Origin of the sequence: Kordia periserrulae, from assembly GCF_003054265.1 — a bacterium.
Lineage (GTDB): Bacteria > Bacteroidota > Bacteroidia > Flavobacteriales > Flavobacteriaceae > Kordia > Kordia periserrulae.
Genome location: NZ_QBKT01000008.1, coordinates 1 through 26,295, shown reverse-complemented (window position 1 = coordinate 26,295; position 26,295 = coordinate 1). Strand labels below are relative to the sequence as shown.

At 37.0% G+C, this 26,295-nt stretch carries 14 protein-coding genes; 9 read left to right on the top strand and 5 right to left on the bottom strand.

From position 1 onward, the window contains the following. Positions 1-7: 7 nt before the first annotated feature. The 4 genes from galK to C8N46_RS15620 form a co-directional block, all read right to left on the bottom strand. A complete protein-coding gene (galK, locus tag C8N46_RS15635) occupies positions 8-1,153 on the bottom strand; it encodes a galactokinase (RefSeq protein WP_108115864.1) in 1,146 nt (381 codons plus the stop codon). Positions 1,154-1,155: 2 nt separating this feature from the next. Then, a complete protein-coding gene (locus C8N46_RS15630; RefSeq protein WP_108115863.1) occupies positions 1,156-2,805 on the bottom strand; it encodes a solute:sodium symporter family transporter in 1,650 nt (549 codons plus the stop codon). Between the two features lie 70 nt (positions 2,806-2,875). Beyond that, positions 2,876-4,426: a sulfatase family protein gene (locus tag C8N46_RS15625; protein WP_108116035.1), complete on the bottom strand. Its 1,551-nt coding sequence runs from the start codon at positions 4,424-4,426 to the stop codon at positions 2,876-2,878. Positions 4,427-4,442: 16 nt separating this feature from the next. Next, on the bottom strand, positions 4,443-8,414 hold the full coding sequence (locus C8N46_RS15620) for a hybrid sensor histidine kinase/response regulator transcription factor (RefSeq protein WP_108115862.1): 3,972 nt from the start codon (positions 8,412-8,414) through the stop codon (positions 4,443-4,445). A 519-nt stretch (positions 8,415-8,933) separates the two neighbouring features. Between C8N46_RS15620 and C8N46_RS15610 the strand changes: the two genes are divergently transcribed. The 9 genes from C8N46_RS15610 (at position 8,934) to C8N46_RS15570 (ending at position 25,797) form a co-directional block, all read left to right on the top strand. Next, a complete protein-coding gene (locus C8N46_RS15610) occupies positions 8,934-10,817 on the top strand; it encodes an alpha-1,3-galactosidase-related protein (RefSeq protein WP_146169845.1) in 1,884 nt (627 codons plus the stop codon). A gap of 38 nt (positions 10,818-10,855) precedes the next feature. Continuing rightward, positions 10,856-13,882 (top strand): SusC/RagA family TonB-linked outer membrane protein, encoded by a 3,027-nt coding sequence (locus C8N46_RS15605; protein ID WP_108115859.1) that lies wholly within the window; start codon positions 10,856-10,858, stop codon positions 13,880-13,882. A 4-nt stretch (positions 13,883-13,886) separates the two neighbouring features. Continuing rightward, positions 13,887-15,512: a RagB/SusD family nutrient uptake outer membrane protein gene (locus C8N46_RS15600; protein ID WP_108115858.1), complete on the top strand. Its 1,626-nt coding sequence runs from the start codon at positions 13,887-13,889 to the stop codon at positions 15,510-15,512. 17 nt (positions 15,513-15,529) lie between these two features. Then, a complete protein-coding gene (locus C8N46_RS15595) occupies positions 15,530-16,849 on the top strand; it encodes a T9SS type A sorting domain-containing protein (RefSeq protein WP_108115857.1) in 1,320 nt (439 codons plus the stop codon). Between the two features lie 112 nt (positions 16,850-16,961). Beyond that, on the top strand, positions 16,962-19,547 hold the full coding sequence (locus C8N46_RS15590; protein ID WP_158269176.1) for a LamG-like jellyroll fold domain-containing protein: 2,586 nt from the start codon (positions 16,962-16,964) through the stop codon (positions 19,545-19,547). 3 nt (positions 19,548-19,550) lie between these two features. Further along, positions 19,551-21,311: a right-handed parallel beta-helix repeat-containing protein gene (locus C8N46_RS15585; RefSeq protein ID WP_108115855.1), complete on the top strand. Its 1,761-nt coding sequence runs from the start codon at positions 19,551-19,553 to the stop codon at positions 21,309-21,311. A gap of 45 nt (positions 21,312-21,356) precedes the next feature. Then, complete coding sequence (locus C8N46_RS15580) at positions 21,357-22,751, top strand: sulfatase (protein ID WP_108115854.1); 1,395 nt, start codon at positions 21,357-21,359, stop codon at positions 22,749-22,751. Between the two features lie 21 nt (positions 22,752-22,772). Then, on the top strand, positions 22,773-24,347 hold the full coding sequence (locus C8N46_RS15575; protein WP_108115853.1) for a sulfatase family protein: 1,575 nt from the start codon (positions 22,773-22,775) through the stop codon (positions 24,345-24,347). Between the two features lie 97 nt (positions 24,348-24,444). Then, positions 24,445-25,797 (top strand): sulfatase, encoded by a 1,353-nt coding sequence (locus C8N46_RS15570; RefSeq protein ID WP_245896895.1) that lies wholly within the window; start codon positions 24,445-24,447, stop codon positions 25,795-25,797. A gap of 291 nt (positions 25,798-26,088) precedes the next feature. Here C8N46_RS15570 and C8N46_RS20825 read toward each other — a convergent pair. Further along, on the bottom strand, positions 26,089-26,295 hold a 207-nt coding region (locus tag C8N46_RS20825; RefSeq protein WP_211314502.1), incomplete at its 5' end, for a hypothetical protein.

Genomic DNA, 26,295 nt, shown 5'->3' with positions numbered 1-26,295 from the left:
AATTGAGTTAAATCGTATGGGTTCCTTTTGATAGTTTAATGTTGATGGGTGTGCAGTTATAGCCAAATTGCTCTTGGTATGCATTTGAAACAGATTCAATAAAACTGCTCACAGCTGTTTTTTTAATTAAGTTTAGTGTACAGCCACCAAAACCTCCGCCCATCATTCGAGCTCCAATGACCACGTTGGAAGCTTTTGCAAAGTCTATGAGAAAATCAAGTTCGTCACAACTGACTTGATATTGTTTGGATAAGCCATGATGTGATTCATAGAGCAATTGTCCTAAACGTTCAATATTATTTTCGTTGATGGCTTTTGCGGCACTTTTGGTTCGTTCTATTTCTTCGACGATATATAAAATCATGTCGAATTCTTCTTTGGTAAAATCGTGTTGTTTTTGATAGAGATGTTCTTTAGATACATCTCGTAACGCTTTTTCTCCGAAATGCAAAGCCGCTCTTTCGCACAAAGCTCTTCGTTTGTTATAGGTGCTATCCGATAGGTTGTGCTGTACGTTTGTGTTGATTAAAACCAAGTCGTAATCATTCAAATCTATCTTGTAGGGCTCGTATGTTAAGCTTCTGCAATCGAGTAATAGAAACTTATCGGCTTCTCCAAACATGCTTGCAAACTGATCCATAATGCCGCATTTTACGCCTACGTAATTATGTTCTGCTTGCTGTGAGATGAGTGCCATTTCTTTCTTGGTCAATTCAAATTGAAAGAGTTCATTCAGTCCGAAAACAATGGCATTTTCTAACGCTGCTGAAGATGACATTCCAGCTCCTGCAGGAACATTTCCTCCAAACAAGACATGAAAAGGTTGAACGTCTTTTCCCAACTTTTGCAGTTCTTTGATGACTCCAATGAGATAGTTTCTCCAGCCGCCACCGTGAATGGCTTCTAGCTCATTAAGATTAAACTGAAAGGATTCTTCAAAATCAGAAGCAATTGCGGTACACAAAAGGTCGTCTGTTTTTTGAATGGCGAGTACAATTCCTTTATTCACAGCGGCAGGAAATACAAATCCGTCGTTATAATCTACATGTTCGCCAATGAGATTGATTCTGCCAGGAGAAAAAATCAATAAAGGTTCCAATTGAAATTCGACTTGAAAACTATTCTTTAGTTTGCTAATGAGTGCAGTATCCATGATTAGGCAAAATAGTAGTAAACTCCGATGACCATAAGACAAATGATAACACCCGCTTGCACAGCATATTTCCAAGGTGTAATATCTACTTGTTGTGTATACTTCTGCACATAGTCCGTTTTTCGGGGTTTTATTTTTCCAATGATGAGCATAATGGCAGCATTCAATACAAATAAAATTGCCATCACATCTAGAAAATGAGGATAGGCACCTACTTTTACTAATTTCAGCGCAGCTTCATCGGTAATTCCTGAAGCTTTGGCAGCAGCTAAGGCTTTATTGATAAAATACGGTTGCATGATAAACTGGCTAATGATGTACAACAAACATCCGGAAACCAAACCTACTTTGGCGGCAATGGCAGGAACTCTCTTAGTAAGATACCCAACCACAATAATGGTTAATATGGGAATGCTGTAAATTCCATTAATTTCTTGAAGATAGTCAAATAAACTTCCTGCATTCGCGATTAAAGGAGCGACGAACATAGAAGCGATTGCCAACGCAATACCGAATAGTTTCCCATATTTAACGACTGTTTTTTGGTCAGCATTTTTGTTGATGTGCTGTTTGTAGATGTCAATTCCGAACAAGGTTACCGAACTGTTCAGCACACTGTTGAAGGAACTCAAAATAGCTCCAAACAAAACTGCGGCAAAGAAACCTACCCATGCAGTTGGGAGTACTTTTTTTACGAGCATCGGATAGGCGCTATCTGCCGTTTCTAAATTATCTTGAAATACATGAAATGCAATCAATCCGGGTAAGACGACGATGATAGGTCCCAAAATCTTTATAAAAGAAGCGAGCAACAACCCTTTTTGCCCTTCTTTTAAATTTTTAGCTCCCAACGCTCTTTGAATGATTTGTTGATTGGTTCCCCAATAAAAGAGCTGCACCAGCATCATTCCTGTAAAGATGGTATGAAAGGGAACTGGATCCGTTTCGCTTCCCATGGATTTGAATTTCTCAGGATTTTCAGAAGTAAGTGTGGAAAGACCGTCCAAGATACTACCATCGCCGATGAGCATCAGTCCGAAAATTGGAATTAAAATTCCCCCAATCAACAATCCGATGGCGTTGATAGAATCTGAAACCGCTACAGCTTTCAATCCACCAAAAACAGCGTATATTGAACCAATGATTCCAATACCCCAAACGCAAATCCAAATAGATTGCGTGTGTGTTACACCTAACAATTTTGGCACATCAAACATACCGCTGATTGCTAAGGAACCCGAGTATAAAATAATAGGCAATAAAACCACTACATAGCCAGTTAGGAACAATCCTGAGGTTAAGGTTTTTGTGGTCACATCAAATCGTTTGGCTAAAAAACCAGGAACTGTGGTGAGTCCATCTTTGAGATATCTGGGTAATAAGAATAGGGCAGTAGCGACCATGGCAATAGCTGCCAATGTTTCCCAGACCATTACTGATAAACCACTTGAATAGGCAGAACCGTTTAATCCCACAATTTGTTCCGTAGATAAGTTGGTAAGTAAAAGTGACCCCGCAATTACCCCAGCGGTTAGGCTTCTTCCGCCTAGAAAATATCCATCTGAAGTAGACTCTTTTGTATTTCTTGTTTTGTAGTAGGATATAATTGCTACTAAAGCTGTAAAGCCTATAAATGCTAAAATTTGAATCATGGTTGACTAGTGTTTGACTAAAAGTTAATGGATTTTTTGTATGTTCTTGTCACGCTGCTTTCTATATTTATTATTGAAATACAACTTCTTTCACTCCTTTGGTATAGTCTTCTCCTCGGAGCTTTAGAAAAATTGCTTTTAACTCGTCTAATTTTTCAGGATGTGTATCTGCCAGATTGTTTTTTTGAGATTTATCATCTTTCAAATTATACAATTGTTCAAACGGAAAATTCCCCACTTCGATGCCTACTTCTTCTCTAAAGTTCTTTCCTTCATAAGCTGGAATGTACAACCAATCGCCTCTTCTTAATGCTGTTTTTCCAGTGGCTTCAATGATTAAGTTTTCTCTTCCTTTTTCTGATTCGCCTAAAAAGGCAGACAACAAATTCTGACTATCAGTGTCCGTTGCTGATGTTCCTGTTAAATCGGCTAATGAGGATAATAAATCCATTTGGCATACAATGGCATCAGAAACTTTGGGAGTGATTTTTCCTTTCCAATAGGTAATGAACGGAACTCTTGAGCCCGCTTCAAAAATGCTGTATTTTCCTCCTCTAAGACCTCCATTTTGATCGTGATTCCCAATTTTTTCAACCGCATCATCGTAATACCCGTCATTCAGCACAGGTCCGTTGTCGCTTGAGAATACAATCAAAGTATTTTCTAGAATTCCTTCTTCTTCTAGCGTTTTTATGAATTCACCAATTACCCAATCGGCTTCCAGAATTACATCGCCTCTTGGTCCCATACCCGACGTACCCACAAATCTTGGATGTGGTGTTCTTGGAACGTGCGGTTGCTGCATGGCGTAGTACAAAAAGAAAGGATTTTTTTTGTGAGATTTGACATAGTCTTGCGCTTTTTCAAGAAAATGATCTGCCATGTTTGTGTCTACCCACTTAGCGTTTTCGCCACCTTTCATATAGCCAATTCTAGGAATTCCATTCACGATGCTACTGTTATGACCGTGATGCCATTTCATAGTTAACATTTCAGGGTTTGTGATTGCGGTCGGTTCTCCTTCAAAATTATTTTTGTAATCCACTTGAATCGGATCATTTTTGTCCAATCCGACTACATCGCCATTTTGAATATAAACGGTAGGTACTCTATCTTGAGTAGCCGCCATGATATAGCTTTCATCAAAACCTACTTCATTAGGTCCTGGACTCACTTTTTGATTCCAATCCACAACGCCAGTTCCCAAACCGAGATGCCATTTTCCGACCACAGCCGTTTGGTAGCCTTGTTTTTTCAGAATCTTTGGTAAGGTTTTTTGCGCTGTGGAAATTAAAAGTGGTGCGGTTCCGGGTAAAATTTTTGCTTTTTTATTTCTCCAAGGATACATTCCTGTTAATAAGGCATATCGGCTAGGAGTACAGGTAGCAGAGGAAGCATATCCATTGGTGAATTTGATACCTCCTTCGGCTAGTTTGTCAATGTTAGGAGTGTTGAGTTCTGTAGCTCCATACGCACTTAAATCGCCGTAACCCAAATCATCCAAATATAGGATGACAATATTGGGTTTGCTTTCTTTTTTTTCAAGATTTTTTTCTTGCTTCTTTTGCGTTTGACATGAAATCAAGAAGAGTATAATGAAGAGTGAATAAATATTTTTCATTGTTGATTGTCGCGTTTTAAACAGGTTTTTTGGTTTGTTCGATGTATTTACTTGGCGTGATTCCTTTTTCTTTTTTGAATAAAGAATTGAAATGAGCATAACTATTAATTCCTACAGAATCCATGGCTTCTTGAACCCGATCACAGCCGTTATCAAACATTTCAATGGCTTTTTCAATTTTTATGGTATTGATGAATGCGGTTGTATTCAGTCCGATTAAGGATTTTAATTTTCGATGCAATTGCATTCTACTGAGTCCTAATTCTGCCGACAAATCTTCAACACTGAAAGCAGGATTCGAAATTCGATTGAGTACAATTTCGCGTACATTTTTCACAAATTTTTGATCGTAAGACACATAATGGCTTTTTGCTTTGGTTGGACTTCCATTTGCCAAAATATCACGGAAATTATTTCGAGTATCAATGATATTTTTGATTTTTTGAACCAAATGTGAACTATCAAAGGGTTTTGCAATGTAATCCCAAGCACCTACTTTTAATCCTTTGTTATAGAATTCATCTCCTGTTTTTGCCGTAAGCATCAATACTGGAATATGAGAGATGGATTTATTTTTCTTAATTTTTTTACACATTTCAATTCCGTCCATTTCTGGCATCATTACGTCAGAGACAATGATGTCTGGAATTTCTTTTTCTGCACATTGCAACCCTTCCGCACCATTAGCAGCCTCAAGAACGATGTATTCGGTGCTGAGTGTGTTGAACAGGTATTTTCTCAAATCGTAATCGTCTTCAACAATTAAGATTTTTTCTTTATTTGTATCATTTTCAATATCAATTTCTTGAACGATTTCTCCTGGCACGTAATCATGTGGTAAATATTTAGGAATGTCTTCTTTTGTCAAATACTCATTTTCATCAAAAGCTTTGGACGATACAGGCAAGGTAATCATGAACTCAGTTCCTCCTAAGGCACTGTTGAGTACATTGATTTCTCCTTTGTGCGCTTCAATAAGCGTTGCCGCAAGATGCAGACCAATTCCGGAGGAAGATCGTTCTTTTCCATGGAAATGTCGCTGGAATATTTTCTTTTTGTCTAGTTGTGAAATTCCTTTGCCGCTATCTTTAATGAGAATTACAAAGTATTCCAATTCTTGCTTCCATGTGGGTTTGATTTCAATTTCAATCTGTCCGCCTTTAGGAGTGTATTTAAAGGCATTAGAAAGCAAGTTATAGATGACTTTTTCAACAATGTCTTTATCAAAATGACAGAAATAGCTCTCTGGAGAGATGATGTTGAATTTGATATTTGAGTTTTTAGCTTGCCATTCAAAAGACTTGGCAATTTCTTTTACAAAACTAATCATATCATTTCTAGATACTTTTAGAATGTTTACTCCTGAATTCACTTTTCGGAAATCCAAAAGCTGGTTCACCAGATGCATCATTCTACTGGTATTTCTAGAAATAATATTGTAGCAAAATTCTTTATGTTCTTTTGAAACTTCTCCTTTGGTCAAATCGTTTAAAGGACCTATGACAAGCGACAAGGGTGTTTTGAACTCGTGTGCTACGTCTGTAAAAAAGATCAATTTCAATTCGTTGATTTCCTTTTCTTGTTCACTTTTGAGATTGGAAAGCTCAATCTGACTGCGTAATTTTTGTTTGTTAAACCAGAAATAAATAAAAGCAGCCAAAATGCTTAAAAAGCATAAAACATAGATGAGATATGCCCACCAGGTATTCCAAGGAGCTGGATTGATTGTTATGATGATGGATTTGGATTCTTCAGACCATTTTCCATCAGGATTTGTGGCAGCTACCAATAATTCATACGTACCCGATGGAAGATTCGAATAACTGGCATAACGCTTGTCATTGTCAACCACTCTCCAATCCTTCTCGTAACCTATTAGCTTATATCTATATTTATTGGTTCGTACGTTGGAATAATTGGTGCTTGTAAATTCAATCGTAAAATCATTCTGTTTGTGGTTGAGCTTTATTTTTTTAGTGTTGTTGAGTGTTTTATCTAAAATTACAGAGCCTAAAAGCGCTTCGCCCACTTGAATATCAGAATTATCTACTAGCAAGTTGGTAAATGCAACACTTGACGAAAACAGATTGTTTTGCAGTTTGGCAGATTCCAAATAATTAATTCCGCTAATGCTTCCGAAAAAAAGCTGATGGTTCTCGTTTTTAGAAATGGCTTCGGTGAAGGTGTTAGCAACCAAACCATCAAAATGATTGTATTTTTGTGTTGTATTCTTTTGCGGATTGAATCGTATAATTCCTCTAGAATTGTTCAACCACAGGTTACCATATTCATCTTCTACAATTCCCATGATTTTTTTATTCTGAATATCTTCCACAAGAATCGATTCAAATTGATTTTCATTGGGTTTTCTTACTAGCAAACCTGTATCCGTTCCGACGTAAAGTGCCCCTTTAGCATCTTGAAAAAAGCACCAAATGGAATTGTTGGGAATTTTATAGGCTCCTGTCATCTGTTCACTATAATTCTCTGCGGAAATGATATTGCCAGACGTATCAAAATTGATTTTAAACAATCCTTTAGAAATCGTTCCTACCCAAAGACAGTTGAGGTGATCGTCTGATTTTAGCGAGAAGATTCGTATGTTTCTTAGCGATTCGAGGTTTTTGAATTTTTCGTGAATCCAGCCTGTATTGTTTTGGTTTTTGTAAATCAATCCTACGAATGTTCCAAAGAATTGATTTCCATATTTATCGGCTCGAAAGCTTGTAAAAATAATCGATTCATCTTTTTTTCGATCGCCAAACACAGGAACCAACTCAAACGTACCAGTACCCGGTTTTTTCTCTTTATACAAACCTTTTGTGGTTGCGAGATGAATATTTCCGTTGAGTGTGTCAACTCGAAAGGACTTTGCGTTGTTGGGTAATACAATAGGTTTGTTGGTCTTATCTTTAAGCGAGTATAAATAGTACTGATCGGATTGAAGACCATAATAAACATGCTCGTTTGTGGCAAACAATGTTCGAACGTGTCCTTTTTTAGCAATAGGTAAATTTTTAAAACTTTTATTGTCTAAATTAGAATACAATACTCCTTTTTTATTAGAAACCCAAAGTGTGTTTGTAGCATCTTTAAAAAGGTATTGTAGCGAATTAGATTCTAAAGTGTTTTGATGTAATGCATTGGAAGCTTTAATCTTTGAAATCGTTCTATTGTTGAGGTTCAAATGAAAAAGACCTTGATCGAACGTTGAAATCCACAAGTCATTTTCATTGGCTTCTACCATAGACAATATGGTTGCATTTAGCAAATCATCTCTTGCGATGAGCGTTTTTCCAAGAAGTTCGTACAATCCGGAGGAGCCACCAACCCAAATATCGCCATGCTGTGTTTCCGTGATCCAATTAAAGGAAATATCTACGGAATTTTCAATGAGTTTGTATTTATTGTCTCGATACTGCCAAATGCCTCTATTAGTAGCATACAAAACGCTTTTATCGTGTAATACACAGATCTTTTTTACATTGAGACCAGTTAATGGAGTTTGTGCAATTTCTACAAAGGGTTTGTTGTTGGTGTCCGTAACTTTTAGAAGACCTTGACTTGTAGCGACAGTAATGACACTATCTGATTTTTTGGCAATATCATTAATGATATGATAATTATCTGGTGTCTCAATTCTGGTAAAATTTCCATTGTATAACGAATAATAATTCAGTCCATATCCATCAGTACCAATCCAAATTCTTTTTTGGTTATCTTCAAACAAACTACGGATTCGGTTGCTGGATAAACTTTCTTGATTGTTGTTATCATGAATAAAGGTTTTAATATCATAACCATCAAATCGATTCAAGCCATCGTAGGTTCCTATCCAAATAAAACCTTCAGAATCTTGCAAAATGCTGCTTACATCATGCTGAGACAATCCGTCCTCAACAGTCAGTGCATTAAACTGCATTTGCTGTCCCCAATGAAGCGAAACCACCATTAGAGAAATACAAAAACTAAGTGCGTTCTTATACATGATTTACAAATTAACTTTATTCGAACACCACCAAAATAGGCAATAAAAAAATACTGAAACTATAAAAGCAGGTGAAAAAAAGCACCTTGTTACAATAGCAAAAAACATTGTTACATAACAGAATATGCGCCGTAGATGCTTTTTATAGATTTGTTTTATGAATAGCAAAATAGGAGAAATGTTAAGGTATTGCAATTTTTTAATGTAAAACTTGAGAAGTATTGACCGTCAAGTAAAAACTTCATTAAAAGAAAAACGTTTCAACTATCAACCAACCAACATTATGAAAAAGGTATATCTTTTATTTATAATTTTTTGTATTAGATTTTCATTGAATAGTTTCACAGTACATGTTCATGAGAGTTCAATTGGAAATGATATAATCGGAAATACCTTTTCAGACAATCCAAGAGAAGGATTCTAGCAGAAGCAATGGCAAGTTTGTAATCGAAATAAACTAAAAGAATTGCTTTGAAAAGATGATAAATAATTATTTGTAACATGACACTCTAAATAACAATGAAAAAACTCTTTCTTCTTTTAACCTTACTTATAATGTCTACAGGATATGGACAAAAAGTAATTAATTTAGCAGATTACGATATCCAAAACGAAAAAGATGTAACACCTGTAGTGGTCAAAGCGTTAAAAGATGCCAAAGAAATTGGCGCTAGCACTTTACTATTTCCAAAAGGTACTTATCACTTTTATCCCACGTTTGCACCAGAGCGTTATTGTGAAATTACCAACAACGACAACGGACTCAAAAGAACTGCTTTTCCATTGATAGATTTCCACGACTTTGTAGTCGATGGAAGTGGCTCTGATTTTATTTTTCACGGTAAAATGATTCCTTTCATTATTGAGGAAAGTTCCAATGTAAAAGTAACCAACCTAAGTGTTGATTGGGAAGTGCCCTTTATGATAGAAGGGTTGGTGGTTGCAAACAATCCTACAGAAGAAACTTTTGATATAGAAGTAAAAACACCGTACGTCGTAGCGCATGGTCATTTATATATAACTTTAGAAAGAGAAGACTCTCCTTACGAAAGAAAGTATGGAAAACGCTTTGCTTTTTGGGAACACTACAATTTGGAAGTTGGACAAAACATTTTTTGGGATCCAAAAACCATGGCGCCGCTATACAATACAAAATTGTACAACATGCCAGAAAAAGGAATTCACGCCGAAGAATTGAAAAAAGGACTCATTCGAATTTCTACTCAAATGAAAAAACTTCCTCCTCTAGGTTCAGTCATGGTTTCCAAAGGAGAATATCTTCAAAATAGAACGTCTCCTGCGTTTAGAGTGTTTAAATCGAAAGACTTAGAGTTTAAAAATGTGAATGTGCATCATGCAGGTGCTATGGGATTGATTGCAGAACGCTCAGAAGATATTACCTTAGATAGTTTTAATGTAGTTTTGAGAGAAGGTTCAGGAAGAATGGTAACAACAACGGCAGATGCTACACATTTTTGTAATGTAAAAGGAACGGTAACCATCAAAAATTCTACATTTGAGAACATGCTTGATGATGCTACCAACATCCACGGAACTTATGTGAGAGTGAACAAAATTATTGACGATTACACACTAGCGGTTGAAACCTATCATCCGCATCAAAATGGATATTTGTTTGGAGAAGAAGGCGACAAAGTGCAAGTGATTGACCAGAAAAATCTACAACCTATGACAGAGCCATTGGTTCTTAAAAAGGTAGAACGTGTCAACGAAAAAATATCCTACATCACCTTCAATAAACCCATCAAAGGAAAAGTACAAGTGTATGACGGTGTTGAGAATATTTCTTGGCACGCTTCAGCGGTATTGGAGAACAACATCGTGAGAAACAACAGAGCGCGTAGCTTCTTAATTTCTACACCTAGAAAAGTTGTGGTGAGAAACAATCGGTTGTCTTCTCAAATGGCAAGCTTTCGACTTACAGGTGATTTAGGACTTTGGAACGAATCCGGACCTAACGAAGGGTTGTTGATTGAAAACAACATCATCGAAGATGCAGTGTACGGAGGAAACGGACCTCAGTCTATCTTTTTAATTGACCCACAGTACGTCGATAAGGACAATTTTGAAGGAATGTACAGCAGAAACATCATCATCAGAAATAATACCATCAAAACGTTCGACAGCTCTATCATGCTAGCCATGTCTGTTGACGGTTTGGTATTTGAAAACAACGAAGTAATTCAAACCAATACCTACAAACCCATTTTCCCGAATACAACCAACATTCGTATTGTAAATTGTAAAAATGCAGTAATCAAAGGAAATACCTACAAAAAACTTGACGGAAGCAAAGGAACGCTGTCTGTAGATAATCAGTCTACGGCAATCGAGGTTTCTAAACGCGACGACTTCAAGGAAGTTAAAACTATGAAAAAATAAAAAGGTAAAATCATCTTGAATGTAAAACAATCAACCAAATGAACAATCAACTCAAAATTTTATTTTTTGCCATCATCCTATTTAGTCAATCAATCATTGCTCAGAACAGCATATCTGGTAAAGTGACAGATTCTAACGGTGATGTTCTTCCCGGAGTAACGGTGCAAATTAAAGGAACAGATACAGGACAGATAACCAACTTTGATGGTGAATATGCCATCACTATCCCTAGTAACGACGCAGTATTGGTTTTTAGTTATTTGGGAATGAAAACCAAAGAGATACTATATACGGGACAAACCGTTTTGAACGTAGTTTTAGAAGACGAACTCAATAGACTGAATGAAATTGTGGTCATTGGGTACGGAGCAGTAAAAAAGAGAGATGTTACTGGATCCGTTAGTTCTGTTAAAGATAGTCTTATTAAAGTTTCTAAAACTCCCAACCTGTTTGATGCTATTCAAGGAAGAATAGCAGGCGTAAATATTGTTTCTACTTCTGGAGAACCAGGAGCGGGCGTAAATTTTAATATCAGAGGATCAAATTCAGTCTTTGGCTCAGGATCGCCCTTATTTGTAATTGATGGAGTTCAAATTGACATAGAACCGAATGAAGTTGCCAACGCTGGAGTTGGAGCTACAGCAAACTTAGATCCTTTGGCAACCATCAATCCTTTAGATATTGAATCTATAGAAGTGTTAAAGGATGCCTCGGCAACCGCAATTTACGGTTCTCGCGGAGCGAATGGAGTTGTCATTATTACCACTAAAGGAGGAAAAAAAGGAGAGTTGACATTTAGTTATACAGGCTCTATAGGGTTTCAAGAAGCTGCGAATACCATTGATGTAATTACTCCAGAAGAATATCTTATTTATAGAGAATTGAGAGACCCAGGAAACTCATTTACCAATGTAAACGGAGCTCCTAGAGATTTTTCAAACATTCCAAGTCGTAACTGGCAAGATGAAGTCTTACGAACAGCTCCTGTGCACAATCATTTTATTTCGGCATCAGGAGGAACAGAAAACACACAATATTCTGCTAGTGCAGGATTTTTGGAGCAAAAAGGACTGATTATAGAAAACGATTACAGCAAATACAACTTTAGAATCAACGCAACACACAATCAAAGTGATCGATTAAAATTTGGATTCAACCTAAATACAGCTTTTACAGAAACCAACGGAGTTGCCAATAGTGGAAGTGGAGGTGACGAATTTAATGGTGTGGTTCAGTTTTTAGTAATTGCCAATCCGTGGGAACTTCTCGATTTAACACAAGAAGAAGAAGCTGCTCAAGAATTTCTTTCGCCATTATCGTTGATTGAAGAAGGAGAAAAAATAGTACGTTTTTCTAGAACCATCGGGTCATTTTATACAGAATACAAGTTGTCAAATCACTTAAGAGTACGCTCTCAGATTGGCGCCAACTTTACCGGATCTAAAATGCAAGAATTTCACAGTTCAGATAGCCGATTTGGATGGCGATGGGGCGGAAGAGCCGTTATTCGACAAACAGAAACGTCCTCTTATAACTTTACCAACACCATTCGATACACACGTACATTTAATAAAAAACACTGGTTTAACGTATTAGGAGGAGTCGAATTCTATCGATACAGTAGAGAAAGCTTCTTTAATGATATTATTGGATTTGAAAATCAAGAACTTGGATTCAATGACATCAGCATCGGTCAAACCTTTAAAGATTACGGATCTGATAGACTTATTTCAAAAAGAATGTCTTATTTCTCTCGAATCAACTATACCTTAAAAGGAAAATATCTCTTCACGTTCAATTTTAGAGCAGACGGATCTGATAGATTCGGAGCCAATAACAGATGGGGATATTTCCCAGGAGGTGCTTTTGCTTGGAGAGCCAGTAGAGAAAAGTTTTTAAAAAATATCAAGGAAATTAATGATTTGAAATTCCGCGTGAGCTATGGACAAACAGGAAACGAACGAATTCCACCGTTCACATACCTTGCAAGAGTGGACAATACTTTTTATTCAAGTAACGATGCGTTAAACTTTGGAGCATCTCCAGGATCTTTGGGGAATCCTGATTTGCAGTGGGAAACCACTACCCAATTTAATATTGGTTTTGATTTAGGATTGTTTAATGATCGATTGAATGTTACGTTTGACTATTATAATAAGCTTACTACTGACATGCTATTAAATGTTCCAATAGCTGCTCAATCCGGATTCAACCAACAGTTCCAAAACATCGGTTCTGTTGAGAACAAAGGATTGGAATTCAGTGTTAGTTCAGTAAATATTAATACTCCTGATTTTAGATGGACTACAGATTTTAACATCAGCACCAACGTAAACACCGTAAAAGATTTGGGTAGCGTACAGTTTATTCCAACAACGGTTCCAAGTGGTTGGATTACCAATCCTGGAAGAGTAATTGTTGGGGAACCTATTGGTACCATGTACGGATATGTTTTTGAAGGCATACATCAAGAAGGAAATGCAGAAGGAGCTGTTCCTGGAACCATGAAGTACAAAGACTTGAACGGAGACGGAGTCATCGATGATGAAAACGATCGTACTATCATTGGAGATTCAAATCCAAAACATGTAGGAGGAATCAATAATAGTTTTACGTATAAGAATTTTAATTTCTCATTCTTCTGGCAATGGAGTTATGGGAACGATGTATTCAATGCAGCATTGCTTAGAACGAACGGATTCCAGCCTTTTATGAACATTACTAGAGATTATTATGAGAATGCGTGGACTCCAGAGAATCAATCGAATGTTGCGCCGGCATTTGGTCAAATTGAACCTGTGGCTTCTAGTTACTATGTAGAAGACGCTTCCTTTTTACGATTAAAAACGGTAAACCTTTCATACGACTTTCCAAGAAAAATGTTTCAAGGAAGTCAGATAAGCGGATTGCGACTTTTCATCTCTGCGAACAATCTACTGACTTTTACAAAATATACTGGTTTCGATCCAGAAGTAAGCTCTAATAACCCACTCATACGAGGATTTGAGCGATTCTCTTATCCAAGAGCAAGAACAATTATTATGGGATTAAATCTAAATTTCTAAGATTATGAAAAAACTAAAATACATTCTACTAGGTCTATTTGTAGCGTTGACTACTTCTTGTAACGATGATTTTTTAGATAACGAACCACTTTCGTTTCTAACCACCGATCAGTATTATTTGACACCAAATCAAATAGAAATTGCACTCAACGGTGTATATAACATTCTTTCTGCGAATCAGGTGCAAGGCTTTGGAAACAATTCTACGTTTTCCAGAAACATGATGGTGATGTTGAATGGAGCTACGGATGAAGCAGTCGTGAGAGATGTAAATATCAATCCCAATTATGTAGATTGGGGAGACGGAAGCTTTACCGCTCAAAGTAATTTTGTAAACGAATCGTGGGCATTTTTGTATGCTGGAGTAAATCGTGCCAATACACTCATTGAACGTATTGAAAGCGTAGAAGGATTTGATGGCAATCGAAAAGAAGAAATCATTGCAGAAGCTCGCGTATTGAGAGGTTTTTATCACATGATGCTATCCATGATGCATGGAGGAATTCCTATTTATGAATCTACCAGTGAAGATCCTTTAAAAGCTAGAAATACTATTGAAGAAGTATATACTTCCATCATTGCCGATTATGAATATGGATATCAAATTTTAGGCAATAGAGCAGTAATCTTAGGCCGTGTAAACAAATGGACAGCTGCAGGGTTACTGGCAAAAGCGCATACCTATTTGGCAAGCGCAAAAAACTCCGGATTGAATGGTTACTTAAATATCAACAGCTTTGATTGGGTAGATAGCAACCAGCATTACACAGCAGCCTTTACATACACGCAAGACATCATCAACAATAGCGGTTATCAATTAACACCTAATTATGATTATTTGTTTAGAGAAACCACAAAACAACAACAATACGATGAAAATTTATTTGCGGTAGAGGGAAGCAACGATCCTTCAACCAATGTAGTGAACATCGTAGTGAATGCTTTTATTCCACAAGGAAATGTAAATGTTACAGGAGGTGGATTTGGTTGGTACAGACCTTTGAGCGAATTGTATAATAAATACATCGAAGCAGATTTTAGAAGAGATCACAATGTGACTGGAAATTTAAATTCTGTCAACAACTTTGAGTTTATTGAAGGAATTAAATATTTCGTGCCTAGAAATCTTCCCAACTTAAATGTAGGGTTTACATGCATTGGAAAATATCGAATGATTGATCCTTCCTTAAAAACCTTACCCAATTGGGCATCGAATATCAATTTGCCTTTGTTGAGGTATGCTGACATCCTTTTACTGCATGCTGAAGCTCAGTTTTTCTTAGGAGATGAACCTGGAGCTAGAACTACATTATCGCTGGTAAGAGAACGTTCAGTAGCAAACGGATTTACGGTTGCTGATTTAAACAATGCCTATCAAAGAGGAGATTTTGTACAAGAATTATTAGAAGAACGTTCCAGAGAATTGTGTTTTGAGAATTGGAGAAGAATCGACTTAGCGCGATTTAATAAATACGACGAAACCATAAACAGTCTCTCTACAAACGGCTTTTACAACGAAAGAATGGTGCCTGTTTTACAAGCAAACTGGAGATCCGAACGTGTATGGTTTCCAATTCCAACCATACAACTAGACTTAAACGCAAACCTAATTCAAAATCAAGGATATTAATTTAATACTTATATAATATGAAAAAAAATTACTTCTCACTGCTATTGCTATTGTGTGCAACATTCACAATGGCTCAGAACAACGACTTTACCAATGGAGGAGGCGATTTTCTATGGTCAAATACAGCAAATTGGTCGCTTAGTGTTATACCAAACACCACAAACACAGGTCAAGTTCGCTTACCACTTACGGTTGAATCCTTAGTGGATGTAGATGTGACCGTCAAGAAAATTCAAACTACGTTTGCTACCTCTGGAGATGCTCCTGTTGCAGGAAATGCCACATTAACCATTGATGCGGGAGCCAATGCAGTATTCGGAATAGAAAATGTTTCCGATAATGATATCAACATCATCTTTAGAGGAAATGTGACCATTAATAATACCACCACTAGTGGAATTCAGAATACCTTAATGAGAAATCAAAACGGAAACACCAACGATGTGAATGGAATCATCTTTGACAGCGGATCGGTTTTAACTCTAAACACACCACTAGAAGCAAGAGCAGGTTCAGGAGGTGATGTATACAATTTCAACGGAAGCTTGGCAGGTACAAATGCACTTCGTGTAAGTGCAAACACTATCAGTAATTTTGGAAGTACTTCTGATAACTCTAGTTTTGGTGGAGATTTTGTTTGGGTAGGAACAAATGCATCCATGGTTGTGAATACAGCAGATAATGGTGTTTTTTTACCAGTTGACAGAAAAGTACAAATCAATGGAAGTAATGGTTCTATTGAAGTCAATGGCGAAAATGTATTTCAAGGAAATATTTCTATCAACGGATCAAACTCTTTTCTTTTCAATCCAACCAAAAATCAAAATGCGATGGGTACCATTACGTTTGCAGGTGGTGCGGCAGATGGAGTCTTAAATATAGATGTACCTGGTACAGTAACCACGCTTGCCTTTGCAGATAACTCAGCTTCCGATTGGGGTTCGGGAACCGTAAATATTACAGGATACCAAGAAGGAGTATTCCGCTTTGGAACAGACAATAATGGTCTTACACCAGCGCAACTTGCTCAAATCACGGTTGATGGTTCTGGTGGAGCCATAGCTTTAGATAGTAGTGGTTTTTTAATAAATGCGAGTTCTTTATCTACGGAAGATTTTGAGTTAAATTCGAAACCTATTGCATATCCAACTTTGGCAAGCAATACTATCTTTTTCAGCAAGCCGCAAGAAAATGTAAAAGTATTTGATTTGAATGGTAGAATGATTTTACAAAACCAATCAGAGAATCAAGTACAGATTGATGTGAATTCATTAGCAAGAGGAATGTATCTTATCATTTTCGACAACAAGAAAACAGAAAAGTTTATCAAACAATAATTTAAAATAAGAGACAATGAAAAGGAGTATATTTATTTTTCTATTCTTAGTAACCATTGAGGGATATGCTCAATTTGCACCTGTACCTTCTTTTTTTAGAACACAGAGAGCTATGCCATTGGTCAGTTTAAATACGACTTCTACAATCAATGTCTCAGATTATGGTGCTGTTGTCAATGATGGTAATGATGATCTTATTGCAATTAACAATGCGCTAGATGCTGCCAAAAACATTGCAACAGCACAAAACCCTGTTCGTTTGGTATTTGAAAGCGGTACATACGATATTATGTATAGTGGTTCATTTACCCATGCCATAGAACTTAGAGATGTAAACGGATTGCTTTGGGACGGACAAAATGCAGAATTTCTTATACACAATCCAACAGTTGGTTTTTTAGCGCTGCTACGTTGTGAAAATACCATTTTACAAGATTTTTCTATAGATCATGCTACGCTTCCTTTTTCGCAAGGAATCGTAACGAATATTAACCTTGTTGATGGTTATTTTGAATTTCAGCTAGATGATTTTTCTCCGGTGCCTACCACAGCTTCCTTTATGAACGCTCCACAACGATGGGGAATGTTTAAAAATTCTAAAGGAGGAATCAAAGAAGGAACGAAGAATTTAATTCCACACAATCAGTTTTTTGAATTAATAGGAACTAGAACGTACCGATATGGAGCCCAAAACGCCAATACATTACAAAATGCAGCAGTAGGAGATTATTTTGTTCACATCGGACGGTATAACGGATCCACATTGATTAGAAACAATGAAGGTAAAAATGTAACCTACATGAATATTACGGGCTATGCGAGTGCTTCAGGAGGATTCAACTCCAGAAATTGTGAAGAATGGAATGTCATCAATTGTCATATAAAGCTGAAAGAAGGCAGAGTACATAGTGTCAATGCAGACGCTATGCATACCAACGGTAATTTTATTGGACCTTGGGTTGAAAACTGTTCTTTTGAAGGATTTTCGGATGATTTTATGAACATTAAGTATGCCAGAAGAGCCATCAAAACAATTCACAGTTCTACCGAAATCACCGTTCAAAGTCCAGTGAATGTGGGTGAAAAAATGGAATTCTACAACCCTAGAGATGGTGTATTGATAGGAACGGCAACCATCACAAATGTAGTTGCACAAGGCGGAAATCTATTTCGATTGACACTTTCTGAAGCTGTCAATATAACCACCATAAACCCAGAGGACGATCAATTGGCAGACAAAGCGTATTTGGAAAGTAGAAGTAATGAATCTTTTATCTTTAGAAATAATATTGTTCGAAACTCTAGGCGATACGGAATTTTGATTCAAAGTAAGTATGCGCTCATTGAAAATAACCTATTTCAAAATTTAAGTGGTGCCGGAATACGCATTGAGAATGGCGTTGACTGGACGGAAGGGTTTAGAGCGCATGAAATAGAAATTCGCAACAACAGATTTGAAAATTGTGGCTACGACAAAAATTACATAGAAGAAGGAAATTCTGCGGCTATTTCGGTAGACTTTGCAAAAGTAGCTACACCTTGTACGCCCAATGGAGGCTTCTGTGGAACAGAAACCACAAATTACAGAGCGCATAGCAATATCAGAATCATAGACAATACAATTTTGTACAACAAAAGAGGTATGTACCTTAAAAATATCGAAGGATTAACGCTCGACAACAATTTCATTTGTCACAGAGAAGAAGATATTACACTACAAAGTGGTCAAATGCCCGAAGATGAAGTCATCTTAAATAGTACGAATGTCAGTAACGTTCCTTCTCAAATAGCAACTCCTGACGCCAATATTCAATTTATTTTAAATGAACCACCGAGCGCCATGCAAATAGTGAATTCAGGAACAAATCAAGATGTGGGATTGCAAATCAATACCTCAGGTGGAACCATTACGCAAGGACATGTTGACGGAGACATAGGGTATAGTTTTAATATCAATACAAATAATAATGGTGACATCAGTTTTATAAATACAAGTAATAGTTCACCATTCCCGGGACCTCTTCAAGGAGCTGCAAGAACCTATTCCTTTTGGGTAAAACCCTCTCAAGAAATTTTTCAAACATTCATGTTTAGTGGTACTGGATCTGAAGATGGTGAAATATTAGCCATTCAAATGCAGTCGAACAGAAGAGTAAGAGTTACGGATACTAGAGGGAATTTTGTCAGAATGGACGATTTGCCTTTGGACATTGGACAATGGAATCACATTGCCATTACAATTCCCGAAAATAATACCTTATTTACAACTCAAATGTATAAAAATGGCGTCGCTTCCGAAGAATATCATCAAGGAGAGGATGTTTTTGTAAAAACGGGTAGTAGTGCACTAAGATTCTTCCCAAACTATACGGGTGTTGCGAGTGATATTCGTTATTTTGATTATAAATTATGTGGATCGCAAATAGAAAGTGTCTACAATGATCGACAAATTACATTATCTGTTAAGGATGAACTTTCTACAGCGGACAATACAATTAAGGTATATCCAACCATGGCTTCCAACACCATTTATTTTGACAAAGAAGTACATACCATTCGTATCGTCAATCTTTTGGGTAAGACTTTAATCTCAAAAAACAAGGTCAGATTGAAAGAATTAGATATTTCTAGTCTTTCGTCAGGGTTGTATCTGATAAGGATCAATGACCATCAAACTACCAAATTCTTTAAAAATTAAAAGATGAAAAATACAGTTAGATTCTTACTCGTAGCCCTGATATGTTGCAGTCAGCTGAATGCGCAATATGAGTTTAGTTTGCCAGAACACTTTAGAACCCAAAGAAATCTTCCGTTACTTGACTTTCCCACAACTATTGATGTAAAATTAACAGATTTTGGTGCCATTCCAAACGATGGAAAAGACGACGGAGCAGCGTTTAGAAAAGCTTTGGATTTTTGTAAAAAGGTTTCGAAAACAGGAACAGGCGTACGATTGTCATTCTTCAAAGGACGCTATGATCTTTTTTCAGGGAAAAACCGATTTCATTTAATTGAACTCAAAAACGCCAGCAACATCATTATTGACGGAAATGGTTCTGAAATCATTGTTCATAATCCACTAAAAGGCTTTTTCTCAATCTTCAAAAGCGAAAACATCATTGTTAAAAACTTAGTAATTGATTACGATCCGTTACCTTTTACGCAAGGAAAAATTGTCGCTGTTGATGTAAATAAAAAAACATTCGACTTTCAAATAGAGGAAGGTTTTCCAAGCCTAAATCACGACATGTTTCAAAAAGCCAACCGAGTTTGGGGAATGTTGATGGATCCAAAAATTCCAGGAAAATTAAAAGATGGCGCGCCCAATTATTACGCGTCCAAAGATTTTGAAGAACTAAAACCAGGAACTTTCCGAATCAAAATGAAAGGAGCTCGATTATTAAAATTTATGGAAGTAGGCGATTTGTATGTACACGTGGCTCGAAACAACGGAAGTACCATTTTCAAATCCAATGCAAGTAAAAATATTACCTATTTAAACAATACAAGTTATACCAGTCCTGCTGGAAGTTACGCTGCGGTAAATATGGAAGAATGGAACATTATCGGATGTGAAGTAAAACTAAAAGAAGGCAGACTTCATAGTGCCAACGCAGATTGTATGCATGTAAATGGCGGTAAATTTGGACCTTGGATAGAAAACTCCTTATTTGAAGGCTACAGCGATGACGCTATCAATATGAAAAACACCAAGCGGTACATCTTAAAACAAATTTCTTCAACGGAATTAATTGTGAAGTGGAAAGTTGTCAAAGGAGATGTGCTGAGAATATACAATCCGAGAGAAGGAAAGTATCTTGGGACTTACAAGGTGTTAAGCAATACGTTTTTAGGAGATGCAAAAATGCAAATCACGGTAGACAAACCGCTCCCAGAAAACTTAAAAGTCGGAGATACCAAAAAAGCGGATATTGCCTATATGGACAATGAATCCAATGAATCCTTTGTGATAAAAAACAACACCTTTCGCAATGCGCGGCGATATGGAATCTTAATTCAAGCCTCTCATGGTTTGATTGAAAAAAATGTGTTTGAAAACTTATCTCAAAGTGCCATCACTTTAATCAATGGAGTAGATTGGGGAGAAGGTTTCATTGCGCATAATATTGTCATCAATCAGAATATTTTCAATAATTGTGGCTACGATGAAACCTATTTGACAAATAAGGATTTTGCAACCATTCAAATGCGCGTAGTCAAATTGAAGAATCCCGATGCTGATACTAAGTGGAATGGTGTAGCTACGGCAGATTGGCAAGGCTTGAATAATATTCAAATCACCAATAATATTTTTTCTTATAATAAAAGAGCACTGTCTGTAGAATCTTCAACAAATACCGTGATTAAAGGAAACAAGTTTTTGAGAAACTCCAAAGATCAATCGAAAGAACATGAAATTCTATACGAAAATAACAATACAAACTTGATCTTTGAAAAATAATCTTATCTGTCATTTGACATAACAAAAGAGATTCCATTCCATACAATGAAAAAACAACTTCTAAAGATTTTAAGTATCCTACTGCTTGCTGTATGTGTGAATTGCGGAAAAGCAACTAAAAAACAAGCGCAAACAACAAAAGAGGCAAAACCCAATATTGTGCTATTCTTTGTTGACGATTTAGGATGGTCAGATTTAGGATTCAGAAATCCTGTTTTTGAAACGCCCAATATTGATCAACTAGCGGCAGCTGGGATGAGCTTTGAACAAGCTTACATTGCCAGTCCCACCTGTAGTCCAAGTAGAGCAACACTGCTCACCGGAAAACATCCTGCCCGATTGCAAATGGTTCGTCACATTCCGGGAGGTAAAAAATTTGGCTTCAATAAAGAAGGCGAAACGGAGATTGAATTTCACACCTTGGAGAGAGATCCTGCGCAATTCCCATCCAGAAACTGGCTGCCATTGGAGCACACCACATACGCTGAAGCTCTAAAAGATGCAGGCTATTACAACTTGTTTGTTGGGAAATGGCATTTGGGACACGAAAAATATCATCCTATTCACCAAGGGTTTGATCAACAAATAGGAACATCCAATGCGGGACATCCAAAATCGTATTATCCACCTTACTTTGGTTATAAAGGTGATTATACGGATGAAAATAACACGTACTTAACTGATAAATTGACCAACGAAGCGGTAGATTTTATTGAAAAGTACGAACAAGAAAATCCGTTTATGCTCACCTTTTCATACTACTCTGTTCACAGTCCACATCAAGGGCGAAAAGATTTGGTAGCACACTTCAAGAAAAAAGGACTTGAAGATAAATATGCGCATTACGCAGCCATGGTAGCAGCCACCGACGAATCTGTTGGGCGAGTTTTACAAGCATTAAAAGACAAAGGAATTGAAAAAGAAACGTTGATTCTATTCGTTTCAGATCAAGGAGGTTATTTTGAAAATGCGCCCTTTAGAGGCGGAAAAATGAAAGAAACCCTTTTTGAAGGCGGTGCTAGAGTTCCTTTCTTTGTGTATTGGCATGGAGTTACAAAACCCAATACAAAGAACAATTCTGTAGTGCAATCTACCGATATTTTTTCCACTTTGGTAGAGTTGACTGGAGGAAATCCTTCTGATTATAAAGAAGTTGATGGAATCTCTTTACTGTCCACCATTCGAAATAATAATACACTTGAACGAGAGCCAGTGTACGGTTACCGCGCTTACGAAGACTTGTATGTTTCTGTTCGAAAATGCGATTGGAAATTGTTAGCCTACAGAAGCGGTACTCAAAAACTCTTCAACATAAAAAAAGATATCAAAGAAGAAAATGATGTCTTCAATGAAGAATCAGAAATCGCCAACCAATTGGTGGAAGAATTGAAAAAGTGGGAAGTAAAAATGGGTGTAGAAAAATACTCTGGAGTACAATAATACCGATAAAAAAGAACGTGTATGAAAAAAGTCTTTATAGGAATCAGTGCGATAATTCTCTTATCATTTTGTGCAACGACTGAGGAGAATCAAAAAAAAGCACCACCAAACATATTGTTTTGCATTGCGGATGATGCCACTTGGAATCACATGAGTGCTTACGGATCAACATTTGTCAATACGCCAGCTTTTGACCGAGTGGCAAACGAAGGCTTACTCTTTCAAAATGCGTACACACCCAATGCCAAATGTGGACCATCTCGATCCATCGTTTTAACGGGAAGAAACACGTGGCAACTAGAGGAAGCTGCCAATCATTTAGCATATTTTCCTACCAAATTCAAAACGCTTCCAGAAGCCTTATCAGAAAAAGGATATCATGTAGGGTATACAGGAAAAGGATGGAGTCCAGGAACCGCACTAAACGAAGACGGAAGCAAACGAGAATTGATTGTAAAGAAATACAATAAAATCAAAACAACGCCTCCTACCAAAGGAATCAACAAGGTAGATTACGCAGCGAATTTCAAAACCTTTCTAGAGAGCAAAACCGATGATACGCCTTTCTATTTTTGGTATGGTGGACATGAGCCGCATCGAAAGTACGAGTATGGTACAGGTGTTCGAGTGGGAAATAAAAAACTCTCTGATCTTGATTCCGTTTTTCCGTATTGGCCTCAGTCAGACGTAGTAAAAAATGATGTCTTAGATTATGCATTTGAACTGGAATATTTTGATCAGCAATTAGGGAAGATATTACAAATTCTAGAGGAAAAAGGGGAGTTAGACAATACCATTATTGTAGTAACTTCCGACAACGGAATGCCGTTTCCAAGGGTAAAAGGATTGAGTTACGAACATTCAAATCACTTGCCATTGGCAGTAATGTGGAAAGACGGCATCAAGAATCCGGGAAGAGTTGTTCAAGACTATGTTAGCTTTATAGACTTCGCAGCTACCTTTGCGGATGTTGCAGGATATACTGCTCAAGAATTAGGAATGAATCCCATTCAGGGAAAAAGTTTTGTGCCCTTTTTTGATGCTAAAAAGGAAGATTTCATTTCACCAGACAAAGATTATGTCTTGTTAGGACAAGAGCGTCATGACGTAGGAAGACCGAATGATGTTGGATATCCGGTGCGTGGAATTGTAAAAGACGGATTCATGTATTTGATCAACTATAAAAGCGATCGCTGGCCCGCGGGAAATCCTGAAACAGGTTATACCAATACTGATGGAAGTCCTACCAAAACAGAAATTCTTCAATTAAATCGTCAAGGGAAAAATACAGCATATTGGGAGCTCAATTTTGGAAAGCATCCAGAAGAAGAATTATTTCAAGTAAGTGTAGATGAGCACTGTATGCACAATTTAGCCACAAAAGAGGAATATCAAAGCATCAAACAAGAGTTGAAAAAAATTCTAGAAACTGAATTAAAAAATCAAAAAGACCCACGAATGTTTGGAAACGGTGATATATTCGATAACTATGCTCCAGACAGAAACGTCAACTTTTATGAACGTTATATGAAAGGCGAAAAAGTAAAATCAGGATGGATTAATAGCACAGATTTTGAAAAAACTGAGAAAAATTAATTCCAAAAGCAACATATTCTTTTCATCCGCAGCGTATTTTGTTGTCTTCTTATTGCTTATTTTCACCTCTTGCAGTTCAAAAAAAGAAAAACCGAACGTGATTTTCATTTTGGTAGATGACTTAGGTTGGACGGATTTGAGTTCATACGGCTCAGACTACTACCAAACGCCCAATATTGACAAATTAGCGAGTGAAGGCGTAAAATTCACCAATGCGTACGCTGCAAGTGCCGTGTGTTCTCCTACTAGGGCGAGTATTCTCACAGGAAAATATCCTGCTCGACTCCAATTAACGGATTTCATTCCAGGGAAACATGCACCAAACACAAAATTGTTACCTCCTGACTGGAAAAAATACTTGGATACTTCAGAAGTTACCATGGTAAAAATCTTTCAATCCAATGGCTATAAAACAGCGCATATTGGAAAGTGGCATTTAGGAAAAGACTCTATTTATTGGCCGGAAAATCAAGGTTTCGATGTCAACATTGCAGGATGGTCAAGAGGACAGCCTTTCAAAAACAAAAAGAAAGGAAAAAATGGATATTTTGCTCCTTACGGGAATCCAAGACTTACTGATGGACCTCAAAAAGAGTATTTGACAAATCGATTGGCGCAAGAAGCCAAACAGTTTATTGAGCAGCATAAAAACCAACCATTCTTCCTAAATTATTGGCTGTATGCTGTGCATACACCTTTGCAAGCAACAGCAGAAAAAGTTCATAAATACAAGCAACTTCAAGATAGTACAAGTCATCATAAAAATCCCACGTATGCTGCCATGATAGAACATATGGATGAAGCCGTTGGCACGATTTTAACCACTTTAAAAGAGCTTGATTTAGAAAAGAATACCATCATAGTTTTCACATCGGACAATGGTGGACTTATAGGAAATCATCCAAGATTCAAAGAAAAAGTGACTTCCAACATTCCTTTAAAATCTGGAAAAGGCGATAGGTATGAAGGCGGCGTTCGCGTTCCAACCATTGTGTATTATCCAGAAAAAATAAAACCTTCCATAGAACATACACCTACAATTTCAGTTGATTTTTTACCCACACTATTAGATATAGCAAATATTCCTAAAAAGAATCTACCAGAAACAGACGGCGTTTCATTGGCTTCTATATTACTAAATCAAAAGGACATGGCATCACGACCGTTATTTTGGCATTATCCACACTATCACACAGAAGGAGCGGTTCCTCACAGTGCCATACGTTTCAATCAGTATAAGTTGATTCATAATCTTGAAACCAACGAATTAGAGTTGTACGATTTGAGTCAGGATATGGGAGAAACCCATAATTTGAGTTCTCAAAACAAAGAAATAACCAATCGACTTTTCAAAATGCTTCAAGAGTGGAAAATGGCTGTAGGTGCACAAAATCCAACTATAAATCCTTCATTTTTTGATTACGAAAAGCATCTCTCATTGCAAAATTAAATATTGTCTATTCAAGTGAAAGTTGCCAAATCAACCCTACCGAGACTTCATCATCCGTTTCGGATTAGTATGGAATTTTTTCTCATAAACCTATTTCACTGAGCCAAGAGCGAACAGCGAATAGCAATGAGCAAATCGACCAACACCCAACACCCAACACCCAACACCCAACACCCAACACCCAACACCCAACACCCAACACCCAACACCCAACACCCAACACCCAACACCCAGCACCCAACACCCAACACCCAACACCCAACACCCAGCAACAAACACCCAATCAGTGAGTTATAAAAAAGGCATAAAAAAAGGCAAAAAAAGGTTAGGTATAATAAAAAAGGGTTTTATATTTGCAGCCGCTAAAACGGGAAGTGTGATACACACATCATCGATTAAGCGATACGTTCCAAGACAGAAAAAAACTTTAAAAAAAATCAGATAAAAGTTTTTCAAAGAATTAAAAAAGGTTGTATGTTTGCACCCCGCAAAAATCAG

Coding starts and splice junctions, on each gene's coding strand:
- C8N46_RS15625 (WP_108116035.1), bottom strand. CDS start 4,426: ATGAAAAATATTTATTCACTCTTCATTATACTCTTCTTGATTTCATGT.
- galK (WP_108115864.1), bottom strand. CDS start 1,153: ATGGATACTGCACTCATTAGCAAACTAAAGAATAGTTTTCAAGTCGAA.
- C8N46_RS15575 (WP_108115853.1), top strand. CDS start 22,773: ATGAAAAAAGTCTTTATAGGAATCAGTGCGATAATTCTCTTATCATTT.
- C8N46_RS15595 (WP_108115857.1), top strand. CDS start 15,530: ATGAAAAAAAATTACTTCTCACTGCTATTGCTATTGTGTGCAACATTC.
- C8N46_RS15610 (WP_146169845.1), top strand. CDS start 8,934: ATGAAAAAACTCTTTCTTCTTTTAACCTTACTTATAATGTCTACAGGA.
- C8N46_RS15620 (WP_108115862.1), bottom strand. CDS start 8,414: ATGTATAAGAACGCACTTAGTTTTTGTATTTCTCTAATGGTGGTTTCG.
- C8N46_RS15630 (WP_108115863.1), bottom strand. CDS start 2,805: ATGATTCAAATTTTAGCATTTATAGGCTTTACAGCTTTAGTAGCAATT.
- C8N46_RS15580 (WP_108115854.1), top strand. CDS start 21,357: ATGAAAAAACAACTTCTAAAGATTTTAAGTATCCTACTGCTTGCTGTA.
- C8N46_RS15585 (WP_108115855.1), top strand. CDS start 19,551: ATGAAAAATACAGTTAGATTCTTACTCGTAGCCCTGATATGTTGCAGT.
- C8N46_RS15605 (WP_108115859.1), top strand. CDS start 10,856: ATGAACAATCAACTCAAAATTTTATTTTTTGCCATCATCCTATTTAGT.
- C8N46_RS15600 (WP_108115858.1), top strand. CDS start 13,887: ATGAAAAAACTAAAATACATTCTACTAGGTCTATTTGTAGCGTTGACT.
- C8N46_RS15590 (WP_158269176.1), top strand. CDS start 16,962: ATGCCATTGGTCAGTTTAAATACGACTTCTACAATCAATGTCTCAGAT.